The sequence below is a fragment of the Klebsiella sp. C283 genome (genome assembly GCF_048822555.1).
Taxonomy (GTDB): domain Bacteria; phylum Pseudomonadota; class Gammaproteobacteria; order Enterobacterales; family Enterobacteriaceae; genus Klebsiella; species Klebsiella quasipneumoniae.
In genome coordinates, this window is the sequence record NZ_JBMEZS010000011.1 from 169,504 (window position 1) to 195,157 (window position 25,654).

Below are 25,654 nucleotides of genomic sequence, written 5' to 3' on the forward strand. Positions count from 1 at the left end.
GGGAGGGTCCTCCGCGTCGACCTTTGGTCGTGAGGTTTTCCTTTTCTCACCGCGACACCCACCGTAAAATCAGCCTCTTGTTCCCACTGCGTAATGGAATCTATGCTGACTCTCGCCCATCTTCAACAGCGCCGCAGCCGGCGTTGGCTCCTTAGTTTAACGCTGTTGCTGCTGGTCACCCTGCTGATCAGCCTGTGCGCGGGGGATCAATGGATCCCGCCCGGCGAGTGGCTCAGCGCCAAAGGTCAGCTGTTTATCTGGCAGATCCGCCTGCCGCGGACCCTGGCGGTGCTGCTGGTGGGGGCGGCGCTGGCGCTCTCCGGGGCGATAATGCAGGCGCTGTTTGAAAATCCGCTGGCGGAACCGGGTCTGCTGGGCGTCTCCAACGGCGCGGGCGTCGGGCTGATTGCCGCCGTCCTGCTGGGTAAAGGCCTGTTACCGGGTTGGGCGCTCGGGCTGTGCGCGATCCTGGGCGCGCTGCTGATCACCTTTATTCTGCTGCGTTTTGCCCGCCGCCATCTTTCCACCAGCCGCCTGCTGCTGGCGGGGGTGGCGCTGGGGATCATCTGCAGCGCCCTGATGACCTGGGCGGTCTATTTCTCCACCTCTTTTGACCTGCGTCAGCTGATGTACTGGATGATGGGCGGGTTTGGCGGCGTCGACTGGCAGCAGCTGTGGCTGATGATAGCCCTCCTGCCAGCGCTCTGCTGGGTCTGTCTGCAGTCGCAACCCCTGAATTTACTGGCGCTGGGCGAAGTCTCCGCCCGTCAGCTCGGCCTGCCGCTGTGGCTGTGGCGTAAGCTGCTGGTGGTGGCGACCGGCTGGATGGTCGGCGTGAGCGTGGCGCTGGCGGGGGCGATTGGCTTTATCGGCCTGGTGATCCCACACATTCTGCGGCTATGCGGCTTGAGCGATCACCGGGTCTTGCTCCCGGCCTGCATGCTGGCAGGGGCAAGCGCCTTGCTGGGGGCGGATATTATCGCCCGGCTGGCGCTTTCCGCCGCTGAGCTGCCGATTGGCGTGGTGACGGCGACGCTGGGCGCGCCGGTCTTTATCTGGTTGCTGCTGCGCTCGCGGTGACGGGAATAGCGCGACGCCGTCTGCAGGGACGGCGCCGGCTCGGGCTTACCAGCCTTTGATCGCGTCGCCTTTGTAGACTTCCTTCGCTTTTTCCGCGACTTCACTGGTCTGGAAGGCGGCTTTCAGTTCCTGAATTTTCTTGCTGTCCTTGTTATCCTCGCGGGCGACAATCGCATTCACGTAAGGGGAATCTGGTCCCTCCATGAACAGGCCGTCGCGGGCGGCCGACAGGCCCGCCTGGGCGGAGAAGTTGGTGTTAATGATTGACAGGCTGACGTTCGGGTCATCCAGGGTGCGGGTCAGCTGCGGGGTATCCACCTCCACAATCTTCAGCTGTTTCGGGTTGTCGATGATATCCAGCGTGGTGGGTAAATAGCCGACGCCCGGTTTCAGCTTGAGCAGCCCCTGCGCCTGAAGCAGCAGCAGGCTGCGGCCCAGGGTAGTGGTTTCATTAGAGATGGTCACCGTCGCTCCCTCGGGGAGCTCGCTGATATTTTTGATGCGATGTGAATAGGCGGCGATAGGGAAGACAAAGGTTTTACCGACCACCGCGAATTTATAGCCGCGCTCTTTCGACTGCGCCTCAAGGTACGGCAGAGTCTGGAAGGCGTTGGCATCCACATCTTTGTTGTTCAGCGCTTCGTTAGGCAGCACATAATCATTGAAGGAGACCACTTCGACGTCGAGGTGATATTTATCCTTCGCCACTTGCTCCACCACTTTCCAGATGGCTTCGTCCGGCCCGGTGTTGATAGCGACTTTCACTTTATTATCTTCATCCGGAGAGCAGGCGCTCAGCAGGGCGACAGAGGCGGCGATTAACGCCAGGCTAAACAACTTCTTCATCAACAAAACTCTCTTAAATTAACAAGTAACGAAACCATATTACATTCATGGAACACTGTACACGTAAATAGGTGCCTGCCCAATTGAGAGGATTTCATGTTGCTGACGGGCAGCGAAGCGCTGTTACATCATGCGACAACTCGCGGGGATTGGCAGTAGAATGGCGGGCGCTGAATCCGCTACAGTAGATAGGGATCACCTTCACCGGAAACCGGTTTATCCATTGAGGACAGGCTATGCAACATGACATTCTGAATACCGAAGTGACGACCATTGATGGCGAGAAAACCACCCTGGCATCCTTTGCCGGCAAGGTACTGCTGATCGTCAATGTGGCCTCCAAATGCGGCCTGACGCCGCAGTATGAGCAACTGGAGGACCTGCAAAAGCAGTTTGCTGGCGAGGGCTTCAGCGTGCTGGGCTTCCCCTGCAACCAGTTCCTCGGCCAGGAGCCGGGGAGTGAAGAAGAGATTAAGACCTTCTGCAGCACCACCTACGGCGTCACCTTCCCGCTGTTCAGCAAGATTGACGTCAACGGCGAGCATCGCGCACCGCTCTATCAAAAGCTGGTTGCCGCCGCGCCGAAGGCGGTGGCCCCGGAAGGCAGCGGTTTTTATGAGCGGATGGCCAGCAAGGGCCGCGCGCCGCTGTACGTGGACGACATTCTGTGGAATTTCGAAAAATTCCTCGTCGATCGCCAGGGCAACGTCATTCAGCGCTTCTCTCCGGATATGACGCCGGACGATCCGCAGCTGGTGGCGGCGATTAAAGGAGCGCTGGCGAAATAATGTCGTTTCTGATGCAGCTACAGGATGTAGAAGCGGCGGGGCGTCTGGCCCCGTTTTCTGCGGCCTTTCGCGCCGGGGAGATCGTTCACCTGGTGGGGCCGAACGGCGCAGGGAAGAGCACGCTGCTGGCCCGCATGGCGGGGCTGTCCGACGGCCCCGGCGCGATTCATTTTAACGGACGGTTGCTTGACGAGTGGCCGGCGACGGAGCTGGCGCGCCGCCGCGGATATCTGTGCCAGCAGCAGACCCCGCCGTTCGCCATGCCGGTGTGGCACTATCTGGCGCTGCACAGGCAGCAGCAGGGCGACAGCGCCCGGGTGAACGATATCGCGGCCAGGCTTGGCCTTGACAATAAGCTGGGCCGTCAGGTCAATCAGCTGTCGGGCGGCGAGTGGCAGCGCGTGCGGCTGGCGGCAGTGATCCTGCAGATCGATCCCTTAAGCAATCCCGCGGGTCAGCTGCTGCTGTTGGATGAGCCGATGAACAGTCTGGATGTGGCCCAGCAGGCGGCGCTGGATCGGTTGTTACGCGAGCTGAGCGCGGCGGGAATCGCGGTGGTGATGAGCAGTCACGATCTCAACCACACTTTGCGCCATGCCGGACAGAGCTGGCTGCTCTGCCAGGGGGAAGCCATCGCCTGCGGGGAGACCGCCGAGGTGCTGAACGAGGAAAATTTAACCGCTGCCTATGCGATCCCGTTCCAGCGCGTGGAGGTGGCCGGTCATATTATGCTCATCGCGTCACAGTAGCACGCAGTTATCTTGTCACTATATTGATAAACAAGCTAAATTATTGCGATAAAGAGACTAGGGACAGAGGGATCATCTGAAATGCGCTTCTGGTTCATGTTGGCGGCGGCGTTAATTTTAGCCGGCTGCAGCAGCCATCGGGCACCGCCGCCGAATCCTCGGCTGGCTGACTCCATTACGGTGGTGGCGAATCTGAACGAGCAGCTGCGCAGCTGGCGCGGCGCACCGTATCGCTACGGCGGCATGACGCCGCGCGGCGTCGACTGCTCCGGCTTTGTGGTGCGCACGTTTCGCGATAAATTTGCCCTCCAGCTGCCGCGCGAAACCCGCGAGCAGGCGGAAATCGGCACCCGAATTGATAAGCGCGATCTGCTGCCCGGCGATCTGGTGTTCTTCAAAACCGGCTCAGGCGAAAGCGGCCTGCACGTCGGCATCTACGATACCGATAACCAGTTTATTCATGCCTCCACCAGTCAGGGCGTCACCCGTTCCTCGCTGGATAACGTCTACTGGAACAAAAAATTCTGGCAGGCGCGGCGTATCTGACGTCATTCAGCGGCCGGAGGGAAGCGAGCGCTTCCCTTTTTTATGCCGATAACCCTGCACTCCGCCCGTGTTAATCCGCTGTTCCAGGCACTACACTGGAGAGAGGAGGAACCATGACCCTTTCTTTTACCACCCACTGGCGGGATGAACTGCCGGACTTTTACACTTCCCTGTCACCGACGCCGCTCGATAACGCCCGACTCATCTGGCGCAACGCTCCGCTGGCGCAACAGCTGGGCGTCCCTGACGCGCTGTTTGCGCCGGAAAGCGGGGCCGGCGTCTGGGGCGGCGAAGCGCTGCTCCCGGGCATGTCGCCGCTGGCGCAGGTTTACAGTGGCCATCAGTTTGGCGCCTGGGCCGGCCAGCTGGGCGACGGACGCGGGATCCTGCTCGGTGAGCAGCAGCTGGCGGATGGCCGCCGTTACGACTGGCATCTGAAAGGCGCCGGCCTGACCCCCTATTCACGGATGGGGGACGGCCGCGCCGTGCTGCGCTCGACGATCCGGGAAAGCCTGGCGTCGGAGGCGATGCACGCCCTGGGGATCCCGACGACGCGCGCCCTGGCGATGGTCACCAGCGATACCCCGGTCTACCGCGAGCGCGTGGAGCCTGGCGCGATGCTGATGCGGGTGGCCGAGAGCCATGTCCGCTTTGGTCATTTCGAACATTTTTACTATCGTCGCGAGCCGCAGAAGGTTCAGCAGCTGGCCGATTATGTCATTCGTCACCACTGGCCGCAGCTGCAGGATGAAGCGGACAAGTACCTGTTATGGTTCCGTGACGTTGTCACGCGTACCGCGCAGACCATCGCCAGCTGGCAAACCGTGGGCTTTGCCCATGGGGTGATGAATACCGACAACATGTCGATTCTCGGTTTGACCATCGACTACGGGCCGTATGGCTTCCTTGACGATTTTCAGCCGGACTTTATCTGCAACCACTCCGATTACCAGGGGCGCTACAGTTTTGAAAACCAGCCGGCGGTGGGGCTGTGGAATCTGCAGCGTCTGGCCCAGTCGCTGTCGCCGTTTATCAGCGCCGAAGCGCTGAACGCGGCGCTGGATGAGTATCAGCACGCCTTGCTGACCGCCTATGGCCAGCGGATGCGCGACAAACTTGGCCTGTTCACTCAGCAGAAAGGGGATAATGATCTGCTCGACGGTCTGTTTGCCCTGATGATCCGCGAGAGAAGCGACTATACCCGAACGTTCCGCCTGCTGAGCCACAGCGAACAGCTCAGCGCGGCCTCGCCGCTGCGCGACGAGTTTATCGACCGTGCGGCATTCGACAGCTGGTTCGCCAGCTATCGCACGCGGCTTCGTGATGAACAGGTGGAGGATACCCAGCGCCAGCAGTGGATGCAGGGCGTCAACCCGGCGCTGGTGTTACGTAACTGGCTGGCGCAGCGGGCGATCGAGCAGGCTGAGGCTGGCGATATGGGGGAGCTGGAACGTCTGCATGCCGCGCTGGCCGATCCCTTCACCGATCGCGAGGACGACTACGTCCGCCGGCCGCCGGACTGGGGTAAACGTCTGGAAGTCAGCTGCTCGAGCTAACTCGCCTCGCCCCGCGCGCTGCGGGGCGATTATTTGGTCAGGATCAACTTCCCGGCGTGGGTCTGGCGCAGCAGATAGCGCTGGCCGCCATGCTCAATGACTACCCGTCCTTCGCTGCCTAACAGAACCCGACTGCTGATCTGTCTGTCCGTCGCCATGGGATAGGGGGCATTGTCTTTTGGTTTTTCAGCTGTGGCAGTGTTATCCATACGCGTCATAGCTCTCAAAATAAAAATCAAAGCAACAATGATAATCATTATCAATAATGTTGTTTTTGACGGCAAGCGTTATTTATCGTGTTACCGAATTTGGTAGGGGAATGGCAGAAGGGGATCGCCCACCGCAGGCGCGGCGGGCGGAGCGGTCACAGACGAGTGGCCGTGGCGGCCGCCAGTTCGCTCAATAAACGTTCGCTGTCTTCCCAGCTCAGGCAGGGATCGGTGATCGACTGGCCCCAGGCCAGCGGCTGGCCGGGAACCACTTTCTGGGTCCCTTCCTGCAGGAAGCTCTCCGCCATAATGCCGGCGATGGCGGTAGAGCCCGCGCGAATTTGCTGACAGATATCGGCGCACACCTCCAGCTGACGGCGATGCTGCTTCTGGCAGTTGCCATGGCTGAAGTCGACCACCAGCTGCTCCGGCAGATTGAATTCACGCAGCGCCTCGCCGGCGGCGGCGATATCCTCGGCGTGATAGTTCGGCCGTTTGCCGCCGCGCATAATGATATGCCCGTACGGGTTGCCGCTGGTCTGGTAAATCGTCATCTGCCCCTGCTTGTCCGGAGAGAGGAACATATGGCTGGCGCGGGAGGCGCGGATGGCGTCTACGGCGATGCGCGTATTGCCGTCGGTACCGTTTTTAAACCCGACCGGGCAGGAGAGCGCCGAGGCCATTTCACGGTGGATCTGGCTTTCCGTGGTGCGCGCCCCGATGGCTCCCCAGCTGATGAGATCGGCGATAAACTGACCGGTCACCATATCGAGAAACTCGGTGGCCGTCGGCACCCCCAGCTCATTAACCTGCAGCAGCAGGCGCCGTGCCAGTTCAATACCGTGGTTGACCCGATAGCTGCCGTTGAGGTCCGGATCGGAGATTAAGCCTTTCCAGCCCACCACGGTACGGGGTTTTTCGAAGTAGGTGCGCATCACGATCTCCAGCTGCGGCTGGTAGCGCTCGCGCATGGTCTGCAGGCGGCGGGCATACTCCATCGCCGCGTCGGTGTCGTGAATGGAGCAGGGGCCGATAATCACCAGCAGGCGGCGGTCTTCGCCGTTGAGGATTTTTTCAATGCGGCGACGGGAGGCCGAGACGTGGGCGGCCACGTCGGCGGTGACGGGATGGCGCTGGGCCAGCTCCGCGGGCGTTACCAGGCTTTCAATACGCGCGGTACGCAATTCGTCTGTTTTATTCATTGGGGTCTCAAAAATCTGTTTCTTCGCCAGCGAAAATGCCGGGAAGTGATGCGCATCACGATAAACCAATCCCTGCTTATTGCAAGAGCAGGGCATGATCCTGTATAGGCCACGGGTGATAGCATAAACAAATTTTTAATAATGTACTAGTGTATTAGTACATCCTGCGATTCAGTCCCATGATGTCCATGATTTTTGTCGCTATTTCCTCAACGGAATAGTTGGTGCTGTTCAGGCAGGGGATTTTATTCTTACGATACAGCGCCTCCACTTCGGTCACTTCCATCCGACACTGGCGCAGCGAAGCGTAGCGGCTGTTCTCCCGGCGCTCCTCGCGGATCGCCGCCAGACGCTCCGGATTGATGGTCAGGCCGAACATCTTATGCTGCAGGGGTTTCAGCGACGCCGGCAGAACCAGATTGTCCATATCGTCGGCGATAAACGGATAGTTGGCGGCGCGAATGCCGTACTGCATAGCGAGGTACAGACTGGTGGGCGTCTTGCCGCAGCGCGACACGCCGAGGAGGATCACCTGCGCCTGGTCAAGGTTGCGCAGCGAGATGCCATCGTCATGGGCGAGGGTGTAATCGATGGCGGCGATGCGCGCATCGTATTTGATCAGGTTCCCGGGGTTCAGGCCGTGGGTGCGGTGGGCCACTGGCGTCGGGTCGAGGTTGAGCTCCTGCTGCAGCGGGGCCACCAGCGCCTGAACGATATCCTGACAAAAGCCCTCGCTTTGCAGAATGATATCGCGGATCTCCGGAATAACGATGGAATAGAACACCAGCGGGCGGATGCCCGTTTGCTGATAAATGGCGTCGATCTGCTCTTTCACCGCCCGCGCGCGACTGATATTTTCCACAAACGGCAGGGTCACGCTGCTGATGGCGACCGGGAATTGCGACATGACGGCATGCCCCAGCACCTCCGCCGTAATGGCGGTACCGTCAGAAATATAAAATACGTGGCGATCTACAGCACTTTCCATTTTGACCATCCGGTATAATGAGTTTAATTGCCTGAAAGCGGATATTAAATTTAAGCATATCCCTGTTTGATTTGTCTCTTCTTAAAATTGAAACGCTATTTTTGTTTTTTATGAAAAGGGTGGTTCATTTTCTTTTTTTTGCCGTAATTTCCAGCGTTTTTCGTCATAATTCCTAAAAATCATTAAGTTATCTATATCGCGGGAACAGTCCGAAAAAAGAAAAAATAATTTGCTTGAACGATTCACCGTTTTTTTCAGCACCATAAATATGTCAGGATAATCTTGCAGTCGATCGTGAAATTTTTTTCACTGGTATTAAATCACAAAAGGATTGTCTCGATGTCCAACAATGGCTCGTCACCGCTGGTGCTTTGGTATAACCAACTCGGCATGAATGATGTAGACAGAGTTGGGGGCAAAAATGCCTCCCTTGGTGAAATGATTACGAATCTGTCCGGTATGGGTGTGTCCGTACCTAACGGGTTTGCCACCACCGCTGATGCTTTCAATCAGTTCCTGGACCAAAGCGGTGTTAACCAGCGCATTTATGCGCTGCTGGATGAAACCGACATTGACGACGTTTCCGCATTAGCGAAAGCGGGCGCGCAGATCCGACAGTGGATCATCGATACCCCCTTCCAGAGCGAACTGGAAAACGCGATTCGCGATGCTTATGACCTGCTGTCCGCCGATGACGCCGAGGCCTCATTCGCCGTGCGCTCTTCCGCCACCGCGGAAGATATGCCGGACGCCTCCTTCGCCGGGCAGCAAGAGACATTCCTCAACGTGCAGGGCTTTGACGCCGTGCTCGTTGCCGTGAAGCACGTGTTTGCTTCACTGTTTAACGATCGCGCGATCTCCTATCGCGTGCATCAGGGTTACGATCACCGCGGCGTGGCGCTCTCCGCCGGGGTGCAGAGGATGGTCCGCTCCGATCTGGCCTCCTCCGGCGTCATGTTCTCCATCGATACCGAATCCGGCTTTGACCAGGTGGTGTTTATCACCTCGGCGTGGGGTTTGGGCGAGATGGTGGTGCAGGGCGCGGTGAACCCGGACGAATTCTACGTCCACAAACCGACGCTGGCCGCTGGCCGCCCGGCGATCGTGCGCCGCACCATGGGGTCGAAAAAGATCCGCATGGTTTACGCGCCGACTCAGGAGCACGGCAAGCAGGTGCGTATCGAAGATGTGCCGCAGGCGCAGCGCGATATCTTCTCGTTAACCAACGAGGAGGTGCAGGAGCTGGCGAAGCAGGCGGTGCAGATCGAGAAGCACTACGGCCGTCCGATGGATATCGAGTGGGCGAAAGATGGCCACACCGGTAAGCTGTTTATCGTCCAGGCGCGTCCGGAAACCGTGCGTTCCCGCGGCCAGGTGATGGAGCGTTATACCCTCCACGCTCAGGGGCAGATCATCGCCGAAGGGCGCGCCATCGGCCACCGCATTGGCGCCGGTCCGGTGAAGGTGATCCACGATATCAGCGAGATGAACCGCATTGAGCCAGGCGATGTGCTGGTTACCGATATGACCGACCCGGACTGGGAACCGATCATGAAGAAAGCCTCGGCGATCGTCACCAACCGCGGCGGACGTACCTGCCACGCGGCGATCATCGCTCGTGAGCTGGGTATTCCGGCGGTGGTCGGCTGCGGCGATGCCACCGATCGCATTCAGGAAAACCAGAACGTGACCGTCTCCTGCGCCGAAGGCGACACCGGCTATGTCTACGCCGAGCTGCTGGACTTCAGCGTCAAGAGCTCCAGCGTCGGCGACATGCCGGATCTGCCGCTGAAGGTGATGATGAACGTCGGCAACCCGGATCGCGCCTTCGACTTCGCCTGCCTGCCGAACGAAGGCGTGGGTCTGGCGCGGCTGGAATTTATCATCAACCGCATGATTGGCGTTCACCCGCGCGCGCTGCTGGAGTTTGACGACCAGGAGCCGGGCCTGCAGAACGAAATTCGCGAGCTGATGAAAGGCTACGATTCGCCGAGAGAGTTCTACGTTGGCCGCCTGACCGAAGGGATCGCCACCCTTGGCGCCGCTTTCTATCCGAAACGGGTGATTGTGCGCCTCTCTGACTTCAAGTCGAACGAATACGCCAACCTGGTGGGCGGCGAGCGCTATGAGCCGGAAGAAGAGAACCCAATGCTCGGCTTCCGCGGCGCCGGACGCTACGTTTCCGAAAGCTTCCGCGACTGCTTCGCGCTGGAATGTGAAGCGATGAAGCGCGTGCGTAACGACATGGGGCTGACCAACGTCGAAGTGATGGTGCCGTTCGTCCGTACCGTCGCCCAGGCGAAAGCGGTGGTCGAAGAGCTGGAGCGTCAGGGGCTGAAGCGCGGCGAGAACGGGCTGAAGGTCATCATGATGTGCGAGATCCCGTCGAACGCGTTGCTGGCCGAGCAGTTCCTCGAGTACTTCGACGGCTTCTCCATCGGCTCGAACGACATGACCCAGCTGGCGCTCGGTCTGGACCGCGACTCCGGCGTGGTCTCTGAGCTGTTTGATGAACGCAACGACGCGGTGAAAGCGCTGCTGTCGATGGCGATCCGCGCGGCGAAGCAGCAGGGTAAATACGTCGGCATCTGCGGCCAGGGGCCGTCTGACCATGAAGATTTCGCCGCCTGGCTGATGGAGGAGGGGATTGATAGCCTGTCCCTCAACCCGGATACCGTGGTGCAAACCTGGTTAGGTCTGGCGGAACTGAATAAATAAGTTCGCCCTGACAGTACAGATCCCCGGCAGCGATGCCGGGGATTTTTTTTGCCGGTGTCAGGCCGCCCGGCGTCGCGATGCGCAGGACAAAAAAAAGCCCATCGTGGGAGATGGGCAAAGACTACACACAGCAATTCGTTGTTTCACTCAGGGGATTTCCATGCTTATAAATCAAGGTGTTGATTTATAACCGTGAGCTAATAGTAGGCAGCGGGGCCTTTGCCGTCGATCAGATTCCTCTCAATAGTTAAATTGTTGTGAAGGACCAGGAGGGTAAAAGCGGGTGCGGGGCATACAAGGCTGGCGTTTTGCCGGCGATCAATTAATTTTGCTTAACAATTGTCCTGGGGGGAGACAGGCGGGGCCCCCCGCCTGACAGGGCATTACTTGCGCCCGGCCTCCAGCTCGCTGAGCTCTTCGAGCACGACATCGGGGTCTTTCGGCGGCGGTGGCACTTCGTGCACCCAGGCGTCATACAGGCGCCAGGAGACGGCCAGCAGCACCGGACCGATAAACAGGCCGATCATGCCGAAGGCGATCAGGCCGCCAATGACGCCGGTAAGAATGAGGATCATCGGCAGGTCGGCGCCCATACGGATAAGCACCGGACGGATAACGTTGTCCATGGTGCCGACCACGCAGCTCCACACCAGCAGCACAGTGCCCCAGGTGGTGTCCCCGCTCCAGTATAGCCAGATAATCGACGGCACCAGAACCAGCAAAGGCCCGAGCTGGACCAGACAGGTAAAGATCATCACCACGGTCAGCAGGGCGGCGTAGGGCACGCCGGAGATGGCAAGGCCGATCCCGCCCAGCACCGCCTGAGTGAGGGCCGTCACCACCACGCCCAGCGCCACGGCGCGCACGGCCTGGCCGGCCAGCAGCACGGCGGCGTCACCGCGTTTAGCCGCCAGGCGCGTGGCGAAATAGCGAAAACCGTAGGCTACCTGCTCGCCGCGCCAGTAAAGCAGCGCGCTGAATAACAGCATCAGGCCGCAGTAGACCAGCAGCTTGCCGATGTGCGCCGCCTGACCGACAAACCAGCTGGTGGTGGTGCCAATGTAGGGGCGAACCTTGGCCATAATCGCCGAGCCGCCCATATCCAGCAGGCCATGCCAGGCGGCGTAGAGTTTATCGCCGACCAGCGGCACGCTGTTGAGCCAGGCGAAATCCGGCAGCGTCACATTTCCGCTGCTGATGAGTTTGATCAGCGGAACGCTGTTATCCACCAGGCTGTTAACCAGCAGAGCGATAGGAATCACGAATAGCAAAAACAGCAGCAGGGTCATCGCCAGCACCGCCAGCATCCGTTTGCCGAACAGCACGCGCTGCAGACGCAGCAGCACCGGCCAGGTGGCGATCACCACGGTGCCGGCCCAGGCGAAGGACAGAATAAACGGCTGCACAACCCACAGGCAGGATATGATAATCAGGGCCAGGAACAGCACCGACAGCAGTATTTGCGGTATGTCCCGAGGCTGATGGGGGTTAATCATAGAGAATTTTTACCTTTCCAGTCGCGCCAAAAAGCTGGCGCTGCGTAAATCCATGTACTGATAATAATATCAATAATTTTGCCGGGCTGATTTTGCACAGAAAACACGTGGGCGCATATGAAAAAAATGTGATAAAAAGTTGAATGCGCTACGCAAACGTTTAGTTAGCACCAACACAATATTTTCAAACACAACATAGTCAGGCAGGGTCAAGTGTGATGATCCCACAAATTTCTCAGGCGCCAGGGGTAGTTCAACTGGTGCTGAATTTTTTGCAGGTACTGGAGCAACAGGGTTTTACCGGCGATACCGCCACCAGCTATGCCGACAGGCTGACGATGGCCACCGACAACAGCGTCTATCAGCTGCTGCCGGATGCGGTCCTGTTTCCACGTTCCACGGCAGACGTAGCGTTACTGGCGCGGGTCGCCGCCGAACCACGCTTTAAATCGCTGATCTTCACCCCGCGCGGCGGCGGCACCGGCACCAACGGCCAGGCGCTGAACGGCGGAATTATCGTCGATATGTCCCGCTATATGAACCGCATTATTGAAATCAACCCCGAAGAGGGTTGGGTGCGCGTCGAAGCCGGAGTCATCAAAGATCAGCTGAACCAGTTTCTTAAACCCTATGGTTACTTCTTTGCGCCTGAGCTCTCCACCAGCAACCGCGCCACCCTGGGCGGGATGATAAACACCGACGCCTCCGGACAGGGATCGCTGGTGTATGGTAAAACGTCGGATCACGTGCTTGGCCTGCGGGCGGTGCTGATGGGCGGGGATATCCTCGATACCCAGGCGGTGCCGGTGGCGCTGGCGGAGACGCTGGGCAATACGCCCTCGACGATCGGCCGGATTTACAATACGGTCTACCAGCGCTGCAAGGCGCAGCGCGAGCTAATCATTGATAAGTTTCCCAAACTCAACCGCTTCCTCACCGGATACGATCTGCGCCACGTCTTTAACGATGAGATGAGCGAGTTCGACCTGACGCGTATTTTAACCGGTTCGGAAGGGACGTTGGCGTTTATCACCGAAGCGCGGCTGGATATTACCCGCCTGCCGAAGGTGCGCCGGCTGGTCAACGTCAAATATGACTCCTTTGACTCTGCGCTGCGTAATGCGCCCTTTATGGTGGAGGCCAAGGCCCTGTCGGTGGAGACCGTCGACTCTAAAGTCCTCAATCTGGCGCGCGAGGATATCGTCTGGCACTCGGTGAGCGAACTGATCACCGACGTACCGGATAAAGAGATGCTCGGGCTCAATATCGTCGAATTCGCCGGGGATGACGCGGCGCTGATTGACCAGCAGGTCACCACCCTGTGCCAGCGTCTGGACGAGCTGATGGCCCGCAGCGAGGCGGGGGTCATCGGCTGGCAGGTCTGTCACGATCTTGATGGTGTGGAGCGCATCTACGCCATGCGCAAGAAGGCGGTAGGCCTGTTGGGTAATGCCAAAGGCGCCGCCAAGCCGATCCCCTTTGCCGAGGATACCTGCGTCCCGCCCGAACACCTGGCAGATTATATCGTCGAGTTTCGCGCGCTGCTCGACAGCCACGGCCTGAGCTACGGTATGTTTGGCCACGTCGACGCCGGGGTGCTGCACGTGCGCCCGGCGCTGGACATGTGCGATCCGCAGCAGGAGGTGCTGATGAAGCAGATATCCGACGATGTGGTAGCGCTGACGGCGAAATATGGCGGTCTGCTGTGGGGGGAACATGGCAAAGGCTTCCGCGCCGAGTACAGCCCGGCATTCTTTGGCGAGGCGCTGTACGGCGAGCTGCGGAAGATCAAAGCGGTCTTCGATCCGGATAACCGACTGAACCCGGGGAAAATTTGTCCGCCGGAAGGGATTGACGCGCCGATGATGAAAGTCGACGCGGTGAAGCGCGGCACCTGGGATCGGCAGATCCCTATCGCGGTGCGCAGCGCCTGGCGCGGGGCGATGGAGTGTAATGGCAACGGGCTGTGCTTCAACTTTGACGTAAAAAGCCCGATGTGTCCGTCGATGAAGGTGAGCAACCAGCGCATCCACTCGCCGAAAGGGCGGGCGACGCTGGTCCGCGAATGGCTGCGTCTGCTGGCGGATCGCGGCGTCGATCCCAATCAGCTGGAGAAGGCGCTGCCGGAGCAGGGCGTTAGCCTGCGCTCGCTGGTGGCGCGCACGCGCAACAGCTGGCATGCGCGCAAAGGGGAATATGATTTCTCGCACGAGGTCAAAGAGGCAATGTCCGGCTGTCTGGCCTGCAAAGCCTGTTCGACCCAGTGCCCGATCAAAATCGATGTCCCGGAGTTCCGCTCACGCTTCCTGCAGCTGTACCACAGCCGCTACCTGCGGCCGGTGCGCGATCATCTGGTGGCGTCGGTGGAATCCTATGCGCCGCTGATGGCCCAGGCGCCGAAGACGTTTAACTTCTTCATGAACCAGCCGTGGCTGAAAAAGCTGTCGGAGAAGCATATCGGGATGGTCGATCTGCCGCTGCTCTCGGCGCCGTCGCTGAAGCAGCAGATGGCCGGCCACCGCTCCGCCAACATGACGCTTGAGCAGCTCGAAGCGCTGAGCGCCGAGCAGAAAGCGAAGATGGTGCTGGTGGTACAGGATCCCTTTACCAGCTATTACGACGCCCAGGTGGTGGCTGACTTTATCCGTCTGGTTGAGGCCTTAGGCTATCAGCCGGTGCTGCTGCCGTTCTCGCCGAACGGCAAGGCGCAGCATATTAAAGGATTCCTGACCCGCTTCGCGCGCACCGCGCAGAAAACGGCAGACTTCCTTAACCGCGTGGCGCAGCTGGGTATGCCGCTGGTCGGCGTCGATCCGGCGCTGGTGCTCTGCTACCGCGATGAATACAAGCAAACGCTTGGCGACAAGCGCGGCGATTTTCAGGTGCTGTTAGTCCATGAGTGGTTGCCGAAGGTCCTGACCGCCGACGCCCGTCCCGATCCGGGCGGCGAGCCCTGGTACCTGTTCGGTCACTGTACGGAAGTGACCGCGCTGCCGGCGGCGACGAAGCAGTGGGCAGAGATTTTTGCCCACTTCGGCGCGAAGCTGGAAAACGTCAGCGTCGGGTGCTGCGGGATGGCAGGCACCTATGGTCATGAAGTGAAAAACCATGCCAACTCGCTGGCCATTTACGCGCTCTCCTGGCAGCAGGCGATGCAGCGGCTGCCGCGTAACCGCTGTCTGGTGACGGGCTACTCCTGCCGCAGCCAGGTGAAGCGCATTGAAGGCAGCGGCGTTCGCCATCCGCTGCAGGCGTTACTGGAGATAATCGGATGATTTGGAAACGTCAGGCCACGCTGGAGCAGCTCAACCGGCTCGGTGAGGGAAACATGGTAGGGCTGTTGGATATTCGCTTTGAGACCTTTACCGACGATACGCTGGAGGCCACCATGCCGGTGGATGGGCGCACACAGCAGCCGTTTGGCCTGCTGCACGGCGGGGCGTCGGTGGTGCTGGCGGAGACGCTGGGGTCGGTGGCGGGTTATCTGTGCAGCGAAGGCGAACAGAAGGTGGTGGGGCTGGAGGTTAACGCCAACCACATTCGTTCGGCGCGCGGGGGCCGGGTGCGGGGCGTGTGCAAAGCGCTGCACGTCGGGACTCGCCACCAGGTCTGGCAAATTGAAATCTTCGACGAACAGTCGCGATTATGCTGTTCATCGCGGCTCACTACCGCGGTAATATAAGTCGTAACCGGGAGGCGAATAGCCTCCCTTTTTTCAGGGGAATAAGCGGGGGCGGGTCCGCCAGCGCGAAACATCAGGCCAGCAGCGCTACCGCGCGGCGGCAAGAAATTATCTAATAAATAGATTATTACCGATCCAATCTCGTTATATATGCTACTCTTTTCAATACGAAATGCTTAAAGGTAACAAGAGGACGGTTAACCATGGGTATTCTTTCCTGGATCATTTTTGGACTTATTGCCGGTATTTTAGCCAAGTGGATTATGCCGGGGAAAGACGGCGGCGGGTTTATTGTAACCATTATTCTGGGGATCATCGGCGCCGTGGTCGGCGGCTGGATCAGTACCTTCTTTGGTTTTGGCAAAGTCGACGGGTTTAATTTCGGCAGCTTCGTGGTGGCGGTAATCGGTGCGCTGGTCGTGCTGTTTATCTACCGTAAAGTGCGTAGCTAATTTTCTGCATTCTGTTTTATTCAAGCTAACAAAAGCTGCCGCGATAAGCGGCAGCTTTTTTATTATCGCAGGACTCAGGCAGAGCGCCCACGCCAGGGCTATTTCCCGTCGGCATCCTCCGCAACCGGCACCACCTCAACGTGAACTTCGTAGTGCTTCGCCTGACCGGTGGGGATCAGGGCGGTCAGTTTGTTAATGGTTTCCGCCGGCGTATCGGTCGCGACCGTTGCTGAAAACAGCACCGGCTTGCGCGGCGGAAACGGTGGCGGGAACGGCGGCTGGGGGCCATGACCCATCTCCAGCGGAGGACGACCGCCGTTGTCGACAACGGGCGTCGGGGCGTCGGTTTTATCGGCGGCAAACGCGCTGGCGGCGGCCACGGCGGCGATAGCGAACAGGGCAAGGAGAGCTTTTTTCATCTGGTATTCCTCGATTAACAAGTACCAAAAGAGTAGAGGGCGGCGGCAGGCGGGACAATCCCGTGCGGCGCGAATCCTCTGAATCTCCTTTATTCCTCGCGAATGTGAAGGTCAGATGAGTGCGGGTGTCATTGTGTTCGGGAGCCTCTTAATTCAGCAGTACGCTCATAATCAGCAGCACGGCCATGCACATCGACATAATACTGATATCAACAATCATTCTGTACGACAAAAGCTCCAGCTAAACGGGTACGACGGCTATGTTAAAGCACGTATTATAGTGGTTAAAGATTGTACCCTGGCATACATTCACACGACAAACGATTATTAGGCTGACGTGGCCTGAACTGCCGCCCCTGACCATGGCATCATGACGATACCTCGAGTACACCTGGCGCTTAGCGGAGCAACATGAGGATAGCTCATGTTGCAATGAATTTAAGTCGCTTTCCCTCCATCACCGACTCTGGCAAAAATAGACCCATTAACGAATCAACAACATTTACCGGTTGAAGCGCGCCAGGTCTGACTCTGCGTCGCCTGGGGAAAATACTCCGCTTATTCCGCTTTATGCCCGACACCAGGATGGACAATCGCCATGAATAACGAATTTACCTATACGATTAAGCGCAGCCGGTTTGATGAAAATTATAACCCTGCGGAAAATACGCGTATTACCACCAACTTTGCCAATTTGGCCAGAGGGGAGAGCCGTCAGGACAATCTGCGCAATACGTTAATCATGATGAATAACCGGTTTAATACCCTGGCGCACTGGGATAATCCCTACAACGACCGCTATGCGGTGGAACTGGATATTATTTCTGTCGAGATGAATATTGCTGATGCCGCCAGTTTTCCGGTGATAGAGATCCTGCAAACGCATATTGTCGATAAAAAAACCGGTGAGCGCCATGCCGGTATCGTCGGCAATAACTTCTCTTCGTATGTGCGGGATTATGATTTTAGCGTGCTGCTGCTGGAGCATAATAAAGACCAGAACCGCTTCAGCGTGCCCGAAAACTTTGGCGACCTGCACGGCAATATCTTTAAGGATTTCGTGCAATCCAGCGCCTATAAGACCAGCTTCAGCAAGGCGCCGGTGATTTGCCTGAGCGTATCCAGCAAAGATGTTTACCGTCGCACTGGCAACGAACACCCGGTCCTCGGCATTGAATATGCCCAGGAAGGCGTCTCGCTGACCGAGCGCTATTTCAGCAAAATGGGGCTGCAGGTGCGCTATTTTATGCCAAAACATAGCGTCGCGCCGTTGGCCTTCTATTTTTCCGGCGATCTGCTCAGCGATTACACCAGCCTGGAGCTGATCGCGACCATCAGCACGATGGAGACGTTTCAGAAAATATACCGACCGGAGATCTACAACGCGAATTCTGCGGCGGGGCAATACTATCAGCCCAATCTCAATCACCTGGATCATTCCGTCACCAAAATTGTTTATGACCGGGAAGAGCGCAGCCTGTTGGCGATAGAGCAGGGTAAATTTACACAACAACATTTTATCAACCCGCACAAGACGTTGCTTGAGCAATGGTCTGCTAACTTCGCGCTTTGCTAAACCAAAATAAAAGGCTACTGATTATGAAAACATGGCTTCCGACATCGACCGCCGGCAGTTTACCGAAACCTTCCTGGCTGGCGCAGCCAGAGACCCTGTGGTCGCCCTGGAAACTGTCCAGCGAAGAATTACTGGCCGGCAAGCGCGACGCCCTGCGTTTGTCCCTCGACGACCAGCTGCGGGCCGGGATCGATATTGTCAGCGACGGCGAGCAAACGCGGCAGCACTTTGTCACCACCTTTATTGAGCACCTCAGCGGCGTTGATTTTGCCAAACGCGAGATCGTGAAAATTCGTAACCGCTATGAGGCCAGTGTTCCAACCGTGGTGGGCGCCGTGGAGCGCCAGAAACCGGTCTTCGTTGAGGACGCGCGCTATCTGCGTCAGCTCACCAGTCAGCCGATTAAATGGGCGCTGCCGGGCCCAATGACCATGATCGACACGCTGTATGACAACCACTATAAAAGCCGGGAAAAGCTGGCCTGGGAGTTCGCCAAAATCCTCAATCAGGAAGCGAAAGAGTTAGAGGCCGCCGGGGTCGATATTATTCAGTTCGATGAGCCGGCCTTCAACGTCTTCTTCGATGAGGTGAACGACTGGGGGATCGCCGCGCTGGAACGAGCCACCGAAGGGCTGAAGTGCGAGACGGCGGTGCATATCTGCTACGGCTACGGCATCAAAGCCAATACCGACTGGAAAAAAACGTTGGGCTCTGAGTGGCGTCAGTATGAGGAGGCCTTCCCACAGCTGCAGAAATCGTCCCTCGATATTATCTCTCTCGAGTGCCACAACTCGCGGGTGCCGTTGGATCTGCTGGAACTGATCCGCGGTAAAAAGGTGATGGTCGGAGCCATCGATGTGGCCAGCCATGCTATCGAAACCCCGGAAGAGGTGGCCGCTACCCTGCGCAAGGCGCTGGCGTTCGTCGATGCCGACAAGCTCTATCCGTCCACCAACTGCGGTATGGCGCCGCTGCCGCGCCAGGTTGCGACCGGCAAACTGCACGCCTTAAGCGCCGGCGCCGAGATCGTTCGCCGCGAGCTGGCGGCACAATAAGGCGGGCTGGCCTCCGTGCGCTTCCCCCGGTTAACTTCCTGAGCGGGCCGTTGCCCGCTCAGCGTCAGGTTGCCGCCAGCGGGCGGCAGATCGCCCGCAGGGCCACGGCGCTGCACAACGGAAACAGCGCCAGCAGAAGCCAGGGATAGACCGCCTGCGGCGAGGGGGTGAGCGCCTGGTCCAGCATATGGCCGAGCAGCAAATTCCCGGCTAACACCGCGCAACCCCCCGCCGTGGCAAGCGCCCCGTAGTGGGCGCCCAGCGTCGACTCCTCGGCGAACAGCGGGATCAGATCCTTGGCTGAGGGCACCAGCAGCATCTGGCCGAGGGTGAGCAGCGTGACAAAGCAGGCCGACGGCAATAATCGCAGCCAGCCTTCGGCGGGCGACGAGGCGGCGAATAACGCCACGCTGACAAAAGAAGCCGACAGCAGCAGAAAGCCCACCGGCAGAATGCGCACGGCGCCAATACGTCGGGCGAAACGGGCGAGAGGAAGCTGCAGGGTAATAATCAATAGCGAGGCCAGCATAAAAAGCGGCGCCAGATCCTGCTCACGGCCGCCGGCGCGTTGGATCTCCACCGGCAGGGCGAGATACAGCTGGTTATAGCTCAACAGCCATGAGCTGTAGGCGATAATAAACGCGACAAAGCGCGGCTGACGCAAAGGGGTCCACCACGGCACCCGGCTGCGCGTTTGTGTCCGCTGCCCGTCGGCGGGCAGACAGAAAAAGAGCACCAGCAGCGCCAGAAGAAATAGCCCCGCGCCGGCGAGGGCGATATGTCGAAAGCCGATCCCGCTCAGCAACCCTCCGGCCACCGGGCCGATAACCGCCCCCAGTTCACCGCACACTGCAAACAGCGCAAACCACTCGGCGCGGCTGCGTTTTCCGTTGGCCTGGCTGTGGGTACCGGTCCGCGCCAGCAGGGCCTCGATCGACGGAGAAAACAGCGCTCCACCGACGCCGGTCAGGCAGGCGCCGAGGATAATAGGCTCCAGCGTTGTGCCGCACGCCAGCAGCAGATAGCCGGCGACGCGAACCACGCAGCCGGCGAGGATGATCGCCTTAGCGCCATAGCGGTCGGCCAGCGTCCCGCCGATGATAAACATGCCCTGCTGGGAGAAGGTGCGCAGCCCGAGGATCAGGCCGATAAGCCCGCCGGAGAGCAGCATCTCGTCGCGCAGGAAGAGGGCAAGGAAAGGGACGACCGCATAAAAGCCAATATTAAAAACGAACTGGCTTCCCAGTAAAACGGGAGGCCAGAGGGTCGCCGCAGGGCGCAGGGAGAAGAGAGGCATATACGCCAAACCTAAACGATGAAATGAATGTGCTTTTTACCGTGGTACGGGGAGAGCTCGATTTTGGTTTTCACCCGGAAAACGTCCCACAGCAGCGCTTCGGACAAAATCTCCTCCGGCGTCCCGCTGGCGAGGATCTGCCCCTGCTGCATCACGATCAGCGAATCGCAGAACATCGCGGCATGATTAAGATCGTGAATGGCCACAATGCTGGTCACCGGCAGCTCGCTGATCAACTGCATCAGCTGCATTTGATGGTGAATATCCAGATGGTTGGTGGGTTCATCCAGCAGGATCTCGCTCGGGTTCTGCGCCAGGGCGCGGGCGATATGCACCCGCTGCCGCTCGCCGCCGGAGAGGCTCAGCCATCCCTGGTCGCTTTTCTCCAGCATCGCCACCCGCTGCAGCGCGGCGGTGACCGCCTCGTCATCCTGAGCGCTCCAGTTTGAGAACGGCGAGTGATGAGGAATACGCCCCAGGCGCACGACGTCGCGCACCCGCATATTGGCCTCGGTCATGCCGTGTTGCTCGACGAACGCCACCCGGCGGGCGAGCTGCTTTTTCGCCATCCTGGCGATGTCCTGGCCGTCGAGGGTGACGCGACCCGCATCCGGGCGGCGCAGGCCCGCCAGAACCCGCAGCAGCGAGGATTTGCCGCAGCCGTTGGGCCCCAGCAGTCCCACCGTTTCGCCGCGCGACACCCGCAGCGAGACCGTATTGACGATGACCTTTTTGCCTGCCTTCCAGGTGATATTTTCAGCGCAAATACTCATCACTTATTCCTTGAGCGGTAGATAATCACGGCGAAGAAAGGCACCCCAACCAGAGCGGTCACCACCCCGACCGGCAGACTTTGCGGGGCAATCAGCAGGCGCGAGGCAATGTCCGCCAGCACCATCAGGATCGCCCCCGCCAGCGCGCTGGCGATCAGCAACGTCCGGTGCAACGGGCCAAAGAAGAAGCGCATCACGTGGGGCACCACCAGGCCGACAAAGCCGATCGAGCCGGCCATGCTGACGATGGTGGCGGTGATCACCGCCGCAGTAGTGAAGAGGATCAGGCGCACGCGCGGCACGGCAATGCCTAGCGAAGCGGCGGCATCGTCGCCGAAGGTGAACGCGTCCAGCGCCCGGGCATACCACAGGCAGACCGCCAGGCCCGCGAGAACCACCACCAGGACCAGCTGGAATTCGGGCCAGCGGACGCCGCTGAAGCTGCCCAGCAGCCAGAACATCACATCGCGCGCCTGCTGCGCGCTGGCGGAGGTGCTGATGGTGTAGGCCGTGAGAGCGTTAAATAACTGCGAGGCGGCGACGCCCGCCAGGATGGTGCGCTCATTGCCGCCGCGCGCGCCGTTGGTCAGAAAGGCGACAAAGGCGAAGGCGGCGAAGGCTCCGGCAAACGCCCCGGCGGAGAGGGAGATCGCCCCGGCGCCAAGGCCCAGCACCACGATTGATACCGCGCCGGTGGAGGCCCCGGCGGAGACGCCGAGGACGTAGGGCTCCGCGAGGGCGTTCTTCAGGAGGCTTTGCAGCACGGCGCCGCAGATAGCCAGGCCGGCGCCGCAGCAGGCGGCGACCAGGGCGCGGCTGAGGCGGAAGTCCCAGATGACGCTCTCGTAGATACGATTGAGAGGCACCGCGGTTAAGCCGGTTTTATTGCTGATAGCGTAAAAGACGTTGTGCAGCGGGATGGGCAGTTCGCCAACGCTGACGCCTACCGCTATCACCAGCGCCAGCACGAACACTGCCACGACGCACCAGCCGGTGAGCAGCATGCTGCGGCGCGTCTGAAGCACGGCGACGCTCATCAGTTAAGCCCCATTTTTCTCAGCTGTTCGCCCACCTGTTCCGCGCCGTAGAGGGTGCGGATGGTCGGATTCATCGCCTGGCCGTCCATCACCACGATATGGCCTTTTTTCACTGCCTCCAGCTGGCTGACGGCGGGATCGCTTTTGAGGAATTTGATCTTCTCCTCGGCCTTATCCAGCGCCCAGCGGTTACGATCCAGGCTTGAGACCACGATCACGTCCGGGTTGGCGGCAATGATGCTCTCCCAGCTCACCGTGGGCCATTCGGTTTCGGCGGTAATGGCGTTATGTCCGCCCAGCACGCTGGCGATAAAGCCGGAGGCGCTGTTTTTGCCGCCGACATAGGCATCGGCCGACGGCGAGGCGCTGGAGAACCAGAAGACGAAGGAGAGATCTTTTTTGCTTTTACCGAACTCCAGACGCAGGTCGGCTTCACGTTTTTTGAAATCGGCGATCAGCGCCTGGCCACGATCTTCCACGTTGAAAATGCGGGCAAAATCGCTAATTTCCTGATACAGCCAGGTCATGTCCCACAGCTTCTGCCGGCTGCCGTACATATCGCCGGTAGCCTTTTTGGTGGCGCACATCCCCGGCGACACGTAGCTGTTCACGCCGACGGTCGCGAGATCTTCACGCTTGGCGACTTTGCTTTCCGGCCCCAGCAGCAGCGGCAACTGGGCGGGAACGAAATCGGGATTTTGCGCCAGTACGGATTCCAGGCTCGGGATTTCCACCGTCAGGGTTTTAATCTTCGCGTTTTGCTCAGCCAGCTGCGGTAATACCCTGGTCGGCCAGAAGGCGCTGGCCACCACCTGCTTTTGCAGCCCAAGCAGCAGCAGGATTTCGACCGTATTTTGCCCCAGCGCGACCACGCGCTCCGGCGGCCGGGTGAAGGTCTCCTGATAGCCACAGTTTTCAATCGTCAGGGGGTAGGTTGTTGCCAGCGCGGAACTGACGGCGGTGAACATCAAGCCTAACGCGCAGAGGACCTTCTTCATTAAACGCTATCCTTGTAAACAGGCGAGTGGATGACCAGCAAATGGAAGTAATGCAAATGAAACTCATTATTGAGGCGGGGTTTTATACAATGCCGTATTTACAGTGTCAATGAGTGACTATTTCAGCAGGGAAGGAGTTACCCGCGAGGCGGGTGGCTCAGCGCGCCAGTGGGCCGCGAATATACGCCTGCAACCCTTCGGCGAGGAAATCAAATACTCGCTTACAGGCGGGGCTATGGCGCAGGTCCTCATGCATCACCAGCCAGGTCTCGAGATACAGAGAAAAGTCGGCCGCCAGCACTCGCCGCAGGGGAATGATGCCGTCGGCAAGGGGCGCCTGGCAGATGCCGATCCCCGCCCCGGCGCGGATCAGGCTCAGCTGGGCGAGGTCGCTATCGGTGCGCATCGCGAACGCCTCGCGCTGGAAACGGGGGTAGCGCTCAAGCGCCCGGCGAACGAGGGGCGTGGCGCTGTCGAAACCAATCAGCGCGTGGCCGTCAAGCTCCTCAGGCGTAGCGGGCCGACCCCGGCGGGTCAGATAGGCATCGGCGGCATGCAGCCCGAGTTCGATCCTGCCGAGACGCCGCGCGATAAGCTGCTCCTGCTGCGGAGCGACCATCCGCACCGCGATATCCGCCTCCCGGTGAAGCAGATCCTGAAACCGATTGGAGAGCATCAGTTCGATGACAATATTCGGGCAGACCTGCCTGAGCCGGGCAATCAGCGGCGGCAGCACCTCGGCGCCGACCACCTCGCTGGCGGCCACGCGCACCACGCCACGCAGATCGGTTCTGTCGCGACTAAAGTTGGCCGCCGTGCGTGCCAGCGCCCGGGCGGTGTTGGCCATCGCCTCGGCGTGCACCCGCAGCGCCAGCGCCGCGTCGGTCGCCAGCAAGCCGGTCTGCGAACGGGTAAATAAGGCCTGGCCGAGGGCGGCTTCCAGCCCGGCGATATGGCGCCCCGCCGTCGGCTGGGTGATGTTCAAAGTGCGCGATGCGCCCGATAAAGAGCCTTCCTGCAGGACGGCGAGAAAGGTTCGGTACCACTCCCAGGGAATAGAGGTATTCATACAAAAATGTATAGCCGCTCGATGATGATATGCAATTTCATTTGATATGAGCCGCAGGTAGGCTGTCAAGCATCCATTAGCGAACTGGGAAAGACGATGAACAGCAGCGGCAAGGTCCTTATTCTGGGAGCAAGCGGGGGCATCGGCGGGGAAGTGGCCCGCCGGCTGGCGGCGGACAACTGGCAGGTTCGGGCGCTGAAGCGCGGCGCCCAGGTGCGCGGCCCCGAGGAGGGGATGCAGTGGATAGCCGGCGACGCGCTGGATGCCGGGCAGGTGGTGGCGGCGGCTGCCGGTTGCGACGTGATCGTCCATGCGGTCAATCCGCCGGGCTACAGGCACTGGCGGCAGCAGGTACTGCCTATGCTGCGCAACACCCTGCAGGCCGCCGAACAGCAGCGGGCGTTAGTTGTCCTGCCCGGCACGGTCTATAACTATGGACCGGATGCCTTTCCGCTGATTGCGGAAGAGGCCGCACAACAGCCGGTGACCCGCAAAGGCGCCATCCGGGTGGAGATGGAGCAGGCGCTGGAGGATTACGTGCAGCGCGGCGGCCGGGCGTTGATTGTCCGGGCGGGGGATTTTTTTGGGCCGCGCGCCGGGAATAGCTGGTTTTCCCAGGGGCTGATCAAGCCCGGTCAGCTTCCCGGCGTCATTCGCCGCCCGGGGGCGATCGGCGTGGGGCATCAGTGGGCCTGGCTGCCCGACGTCGCCGCCACCATCGCCGCGCTGCTGGCCCGCAGGCATGAGCTTGAGCCGTTTGCCCGCTTCCATATGCAGGGCCACTGGGACCCGGACGGCAGCGAAATGAGCCAGGCGATCCAGCGGGTGGTCACCCGCTATGGCGGCAGGGCGGTAGTAAAGTCCTTTCCCTGGTGGCTGGTGAAGCTGGCGGCGCCCTTCAACGCCACCCTGCGCGAAATGGTCGAGATGCACTATCTCTGGCGTCTGCCGGTACGCCTGCGCAACGATAAGCTGGTGGCTTTTTTAGGCGCGGAGCCGCATACCCCGCTCGATCGTGCCGTACATATGACGCTGCAAGGCCTGGGCTGTCTGCCCGCCGGCGCGATAAATAATGAGGCGCGTGAGGCGTAACGCGGCGAGAGAGAGGATCAGAACGG

At 59.6% G+C, this 25,654-nt stretch carries 23 protein-coding genes, 1 other RNA gene and 1 pseudogene; 12 read left to right on the forward strand and 13 right to left on the reverse strand.

The genetic code is table 11. The features are described from left to right. The first annotated feature begins 102 nt into the window (after positions 1-102). Complete coding sequence (gene btuC, locus ACOI7Z_RS21580) at positions 103-1,080, forward strand: vitamin B12 ABC transporter permease BtuC (RefSeq protein ID WP_065881301.1); 978 nt, start codon at positions 103-105, stop codon at positions 1,078-1,080. 45 nt (positions 1,081-1,125) lie between these two features. Here btuC and ACOI7Z_RS21585 read toward each other — a convergent pair whose 3' ends face one another. Further along, a complete protein-coding gene (locus tag ACOI7Z_RS21585; RefSeq protein WP_004203125.1) occupies positions 1,126-1,926 on the reverse strand; it encodes a MetQ/NlpA family ABC transporter substrate-binding protein in 801 nt (266 codons plus the stop codon). Positions 1,927-2,162: 236 nt separating this feature from the next. Between ACOI7Z_RS21585 and ACOI7Z_RS21590 the strand changes: the two genes are divergently transcribed. The 4 genes from ACOI7Z_RS21590 (at position 2,163) to selO (ending at position 5,565) form a co-directional block, all read left to right on the forward strand. Beyond that, complete coding sequence (locus ACOI7Z_RS21590; RefSeq protein WP_004203124.1) at positions 2,163-2,714, forward strand: glutathione peroxidase; 552 nt, start codon at positions 2,163-2,165, stop codon at positions 2,712-2,714. Further along, positions 2,714-3,463, forward strand: a complete 750-nt coding sequence (gene btuD / locus ACOI7Z_RS21595) for a vitamin B12 ABC transporter ATP-binding protein BtuD (RefSeq protein ID WP_023290105.1) — start codon at positions 2,714-2,716, stop codon at positions 3,461-3,463. The genes ACOI7Z_RS21590 and btuD overlap by 1 nt, the downstream gene beginning before the upstream one ends. 81 nt (positions 3,464-3,544) lie before the next feature. After that, complete coding sequence (locus ACOI7Z_RS21600; RefSeq protein ID WP_002909082.1) at positions 3,545-4,009, forward strand: NlpC/P60 family protein; 465 nt, start codon at positions 3,545-3,547, stop codon at positions 4,007-4,009. Between the two features lie 113 nt (positions 4,010-4,122). Beyond that, on the forward strand, positions 4,123-5,565 hold the full coding sequence (gene selO, locus ACOI7Z_RS21605) for a protein adenylyltransferase SelO (RefSeq protein WP_087849330.1): 1,443 nt from the start codon (positions 4,123-4,125) through the stop codon (positions 5,563-5,565). Between the two features lie 29 nt (positions 5,566-5,594). Here selO and hemP read toward each other — a convergent pair whose 3' ends face one another. The 4 genes and pseudogenes from hemP to ACOI7Z_RS21625 form a co-directional block, all read right to left on the reverse strand. Next, positions 5,595-5,774 carry a hemin uptake protein HemP gene (gene hemP / locus ACOI7Z_RS21610; RefSeq protein WP_086076121.1) on the reverse strand — a complete coding sequence of 60 codons (180 nt, stop codon included), beginning with the start codon at positions 5,772-5,774 and terminating at the stop codon, positions 5,595-5,597. Between the two features lie 155 nt (positions 5,775-5,929). Further along, on the reverse strand, positions 5,930-6,976 hold the full coding sequence (gene aroH / locus ACOI7Z_RS21615; protein ID WP_032453261.1) for a 3-deoxy-7-phosphoheptulonate synthase AroH: 1,047 nt from the start codon (positions 6,974-6,976) through the stop codon (positions 5,930-5,932). Between the two features lie 154 nt (positions 6,977-7,130). Beyond that, positions 7,131-7,964: a pyruvate, water dikinase regulatory protein gene (ppsR, locus tag ACOI7Z_RS21620; RefSeq protein ID WP_002909061.1), complete on the reverse strand. Its 834-nt coding sequence runs from the start codon at positions 7,962-7,964 to the stop codon at positions 7,131-7,133. A 147-nt stretch (positions 7,965-8,111) separates the two neighbouring features. Then, a pseudogene (locus ACOI7Z_RS21625) lies at positions 8,112-8,228 on the reverse strand (hypothetical protein); the annotation flags it as partial. A gap of 75 nt (positions 8,229-8,303) precedes the next feature. On the opposite strand from ACOI7Z_RS21625, the gene ppsA reads away from it, so the two are divergent. Further along, on the forward strand, positions 8,304-10,682 hold the full coding sequence (gene ppsA / locus ACOI7Z_RS21630) for a phosphoenolpyruvate synthase (RefSeq protein WP_087849329.1): 2,379 nt from the start codon (positions 8,304-8,306) through the stop codon (positions 10,680-10,682). An 86-nt stretch (positions 10,683-10,768) separates the two neighbouring features. Here the strand turns inward: ppsA and rprA are convergent. Beyond that, an RNA gene (rprA, locus tag ACOI7Z_RS21635) (antisense sRNA RprA) lies at positions 10,769-10,876 on the reverse strand. A 189-nt stretch (positions 10,877-11,065) separates the two neighbouring features. Continuing rightward, positions 11,066-12,178: an AI-2E family transporter YdiK gene (gene ydiK, locus ACOI7Z_RS21640; RefSeq protein ID WP_023290101.1), complete on the reverse strand. Its 1,113-nt coding sequence runs from the start codon at positions 12,176-12,178 to the stop codon at positions 11,066-11,068. Between the two features lie 218 nt (positions 12,179-12,396). Here ydiK and ACOI7Z_RS21645 point away from each other — a divergent pair, with 218 nt between their 5' ends. From ACOI7Z_RS21645 to ACOI7Z_RS21655, 3 genes are all read left to right on the forward strand, one after another. Further along, a complete protein-coding gene (locus ACOI7Z_RS21645; protein WP_087849341.1) occupies positions 12,397-15,453 on the forward strand; it encodes an FAD-binding and (Fe-S)-binding domain-containing protein in 3,057 nt (1,018 codons plus the stop codon). Then, positions 15,450-15,860 carry a 1,4-dihydroxy-2-naphthoyl-CoA hydrolase gene (gene menI / locus ACOI7Z_RS21650; protein ID WP_023290099.1) on the forward strand — a complete coding sequence of 137 codons (411 nt, stop codon included), beginning with the start codon at positions 15,450-15,452 and terminating at the stop codon, positions 15,858-15,860. The genes ACOI7Z_RS21645 and menI overlap by 4 nt, the downstream gene beginning before the upstream one ends. 203 nt (positions 15,861-16,063) lie before the next feature. After that, positions 16,064-16,312, forward strand: a complete 249-nt coding sequence (locus tag ACOI7Z_RS21655) for a GlsB/YeaQ/YmgE family stress response membrane protein (protein ID WP_004203110.1) — start codon at positions 16,064-16,066, stop codon at positions 16,310-16,312. 98 nt (positions 16,313-16,410) lie between these two features. Here the strand turns inward: ACOI7Z_RS21655 and ACOI7Z_RS21660 are convergent, their stop codons facing one another. Further along, positions 16,411-16,731 carry a hypothetical protein gene (locus ACOI7Z_RS21660; protein WP_064154444.1) on the reverse strand — a complete coding sequence of 107 codons (321 nt, stop codon included), beginning with the start codon at positions 16,729-16,731 and terminating at the stop codon, positions 16,411-16,413. A gap of 598 nt (positions 16,732-17,329) precedes the next feature. Here ACOI7Z_RS21660 and ACOI7Z_RS21665 point away from each other — a divergent pair. After that, positions 17,330-18,307, forward strand: a complete 978-nt coding sequence (locus tag ACOI7Z_RS21665) for a DUF1852 domain-containing protein (RefSeq protein WP_087849328.1) — start codon at positions 17,330-17,332, stop codon at positions 18,305-18,307. A gap of 23 nt (positions 18,308-18,330) precedes the next feature. Then, positions 18,331-19,362, forward strand: a complete 1,032-nt coding sequence (locus ACOI7Z_RS21670; protein ID WP_087775611.1) for a methionine synthase — start codon at positions 18,331-18,333, stop codon at positions 19,360-19,362. A 64-nt stretch (positions 19,363-19,426) separates the two neighbouring features. Here ACOI7Z_RS21670 and ACOI7Z_RS21675 read toward each other — a convergent pair whose 3' ends face one another. The 5 genes from ACOI7Z_RS21675 to ACOI7Z_RS21695 all read right to left on the reverse strand — a co-directional run bounded on the left by ACOI7Z_RS21675 (position 19,427) and on the right by ACOI7Z_RS21695 (position 24,536). Further along, a complete protein-coding gene (locus ACOI7Z_RS21675; protein ID WP_032453255.1) occupies positions 19,427-20,659 on the reverse strand; it encodes an MFS transporter in 1,233 nt (410 codons plus the stop codon). Between the two features lie 11 nt (positions 20,660-20,670). Next, complete coding sequence (locus tag ACOI7Z_RS21680) at positions 20,671-21,432, reverse strand: ABC transporter ATP-binding protein (RefSeq protein WP_087849327.1); 762 nt, start codon at positions 21,430-21,432, stop codon at positions 20,671-20,673. Continuing rightward, entirely contained in the window at positions 21,432-22,469 is a 1,038-nt protein-coding gene (locus ACOI7Z_RS21685; RefSeq protein ID WP_032453250.1) for a FecCD family ABC transporter permease, read from the reverse strand. The genes ACOI7Z_RS21680 and ACOI7Z_RS21685 overlap by 1 nt, the downstream gene beginning before the upstream one ends. Beyond that, positions 22,469-23,467, reverse strand: coding sequence for an ABC transporter substrate-binding protein (locus ACOI7Z_RS21690; protein ID WP_065881309.1), 999 nt, complete (start codon positions 23,465-23,467; stop codon positions 22,469-22,471). Before ACOI7Z_RS21690 ends, ACOI7Z_RS21685 begins: the two co-directional genes overlap by 1 nt. 157 nt (positions 23,468-23,624) lie before the next feature. Next, positions 23,625-24,536, reverse strand: coding sequence for a LysR family transcriptional regulator (locus tag ACOI7Z_RS21695; protein WP_065881311.1), 912 nt, complete (start codon positions 24,534-24,536; stop codon positions 23,625-23,627). A 96-nt stretch (positions 24,537-24,632) separates the two neighbouring features. On the opposite strand from ACOI7Z_RS21695, the gene ACOI7Z_RS21700 reads away from it, so the two are divergent. Beyond that, a complete protein-coding gene (locus ACOI7Z_RS21700) occupies positions 24,633-25,628 on the forward strand; it encodes an NAD-dependent epimerase/dehydratase family protein (RefSeq protein ID WP_087849326.1) in 996 nt (331 codons plus the stop codon). Positions 25,629-25,654 lie beyond the last annotated feature (26 nt).

What these genes read in the sequence shown, in the direction of transcription:
- btuC (WP_065881301.1), top strand. Translation starts at nt 103, where the DNA reads ATGCTGACTCTCGCCCATCTTCAACAGCGCCGCAGCCGGCGTTGGCTC.
- ACOI7Z_RS21585 (WP_004203125.1), bottom strand. Translation starts at nt 1,926, where the DNA reads ATGAAGAAGTTGTTTAGCCTGGCGTTAATCGCCGCCTCTGTCGCCCTG.
- ACOI7Z_RS21590 (WP_004203124.1), top strand. Translation starts at nt 2,163, where the DNA reads ATGCAACATGACATTCTGAATACCGAAGTGACGACCATTGATGGCGAG.
- btuD (WP_023290105.1), top strand. Translation starts at nt 2,714, where the DNA reads ATGTCGTTTCTGATGCAGCTACAGGATGTAGAAGCGGCGGGGCGTCTG.
- ACOI7Z_RS21600 (WP_002909082.1), top strand. Translation starts at nt 3,545, where the DNA reads ATGCGCTTCTGGTTCATGTTGGCGGCGGCGTTAATTTTAGCCGGCTGC.
- selO (WP_087849330.1), top strand. Translation starts at nt 4,123, where the DNA reads ATGACCCTTTCTTTTACCACCCACTGGCGGGATGAACTGCCGGACTTT.
- hemP (WP_086076121.1), bottom strand. Translation starts at nt 5,774, where the DNA reads ATGGATAACACTGCCACAGCTGAAAAACCAAAAGACAATGCCCCCTAT.
- aroH (WP_032453261.1), bottom strand. Translation starts at nt 6,976, where the DNA reads ATGAATAAAACAGACGAATTGCGTACCGCGCGTATTGAAAGCCTGGTA.
- ppsR (WP_002909061.1), bottom strand. Translation starts at nt 7,964, where the DNA reads ATGGAAAGTGCTGTAGATCGCCACGTATTTTATATTTCTGACGGTACC.
- ppsA (WP_087849329.1), top strand. Translation starts at nt 8,304, where the DNA reads ATGTCCAACAATGGCTCGTCACCGCTGGTGCTTTGGTATAACCAACTC.
- ydiK (WP_023290101.1), bottom strand. Translation starts at nt 12,178, where the DNA reads ATGATTAACCCCCATCAGCCTCGGGACATACCGCAAATACTGCTGTCG.
- ACOI7Z_RS21645 (WP_087849341.1), top strand. Translation starts at nt 12,397, where the DNA reads ATGATCCCACAAATTTCTCAGGCGCCAGGGGTAGTTCAACTGGTGCTG.
- menI (WP_023290099.1), top strand. Translation starts at nt 15,450, where the DNA reads ATGATTTGGAAACGTCAGGCCACGCTGGAGCAGCTCAACCGGCTCGGT.
- ACOI7Z_RS21655 (WP_004203110.1), top strand. Translation starts at nt 16,064, where the DNA reads ATGGGTATTCTTTCCTGGATCATTTTTGGACTTATTGCCGGTATTTTA.
- ACOI7Z_RS21660 (WP_064154444.1), bottom strand. Translation starts at nt 16,731, where the DNA reads ATGAAAAAAGCTCTCCTTGCCCTGTTCGCTATCGCCGCCGTGGCCGCC.
- ACOI7Z_RS21665 (WP_087849328.1), top strand. Translation starts at nt 17,330, where the DNA reads ATGAATAACGAATTTACCTATACGATTAAGCGCAGCCGGTTTGATGAA.
- ACOI7Z_RS21670 (WP_087775611.1), top strand. Translation starts at nt 18,331, where the DNA reads ATGAAAACATGGCTTCCGACATCGACCGCCGGCAGTTTACCGAAACCT.
- ACOI7Z_RS21675 (WP_032453255.1), bottom strand. Translation starts at nt 20,659, where the DNA reads ATGCCTCTCTTCTCCCTGCGCCCTGCGGCGACCCTCTGGCCTCCCGTT.
- ACOI7Z_RS21680 (WP_087849327.1), bottom strand. Translation starts at nt 21,432, where the DNA reads ATGAGTATTTGCGCTGAAAATATCACCTGGAAGGCAGGCAAAAAGGTC.
- ACOI7Z_RS21685 (WP_032453250.1), bottom strand. Translation starts at nt 22,469, where the DNA reads ATGAGCGTCGCCGTGCTTCAGACGCGCCGCAGCATGCTGCTCACCGGC.
- ACOI7Z_RS21690 (WP_065881309.1), bottom strand. Translation starts at nt 23,467, where the DNA reads ATGAAGAAGGTCCTCTGCGCGTTAGGCTTGATGTTCACCGCCGTCAGT.
- ACOI7Z_RS21695 (WP_065881311.1), bottom strand. Translation starts at nt 24,536, where the DNA reads ATGAATACCTCTATTCCCTGGGAGTGGTACCGAACCTTTCTCGCCGTC.
- ACOI7Z_RS21700 (WP_087849326.1), top strand. Translation starts at nt 24,633, where the DNA reads ATGAACAGCAGCGGCAAGGTCCTTATTCTGGGAGCAAGCGGGGGCATC.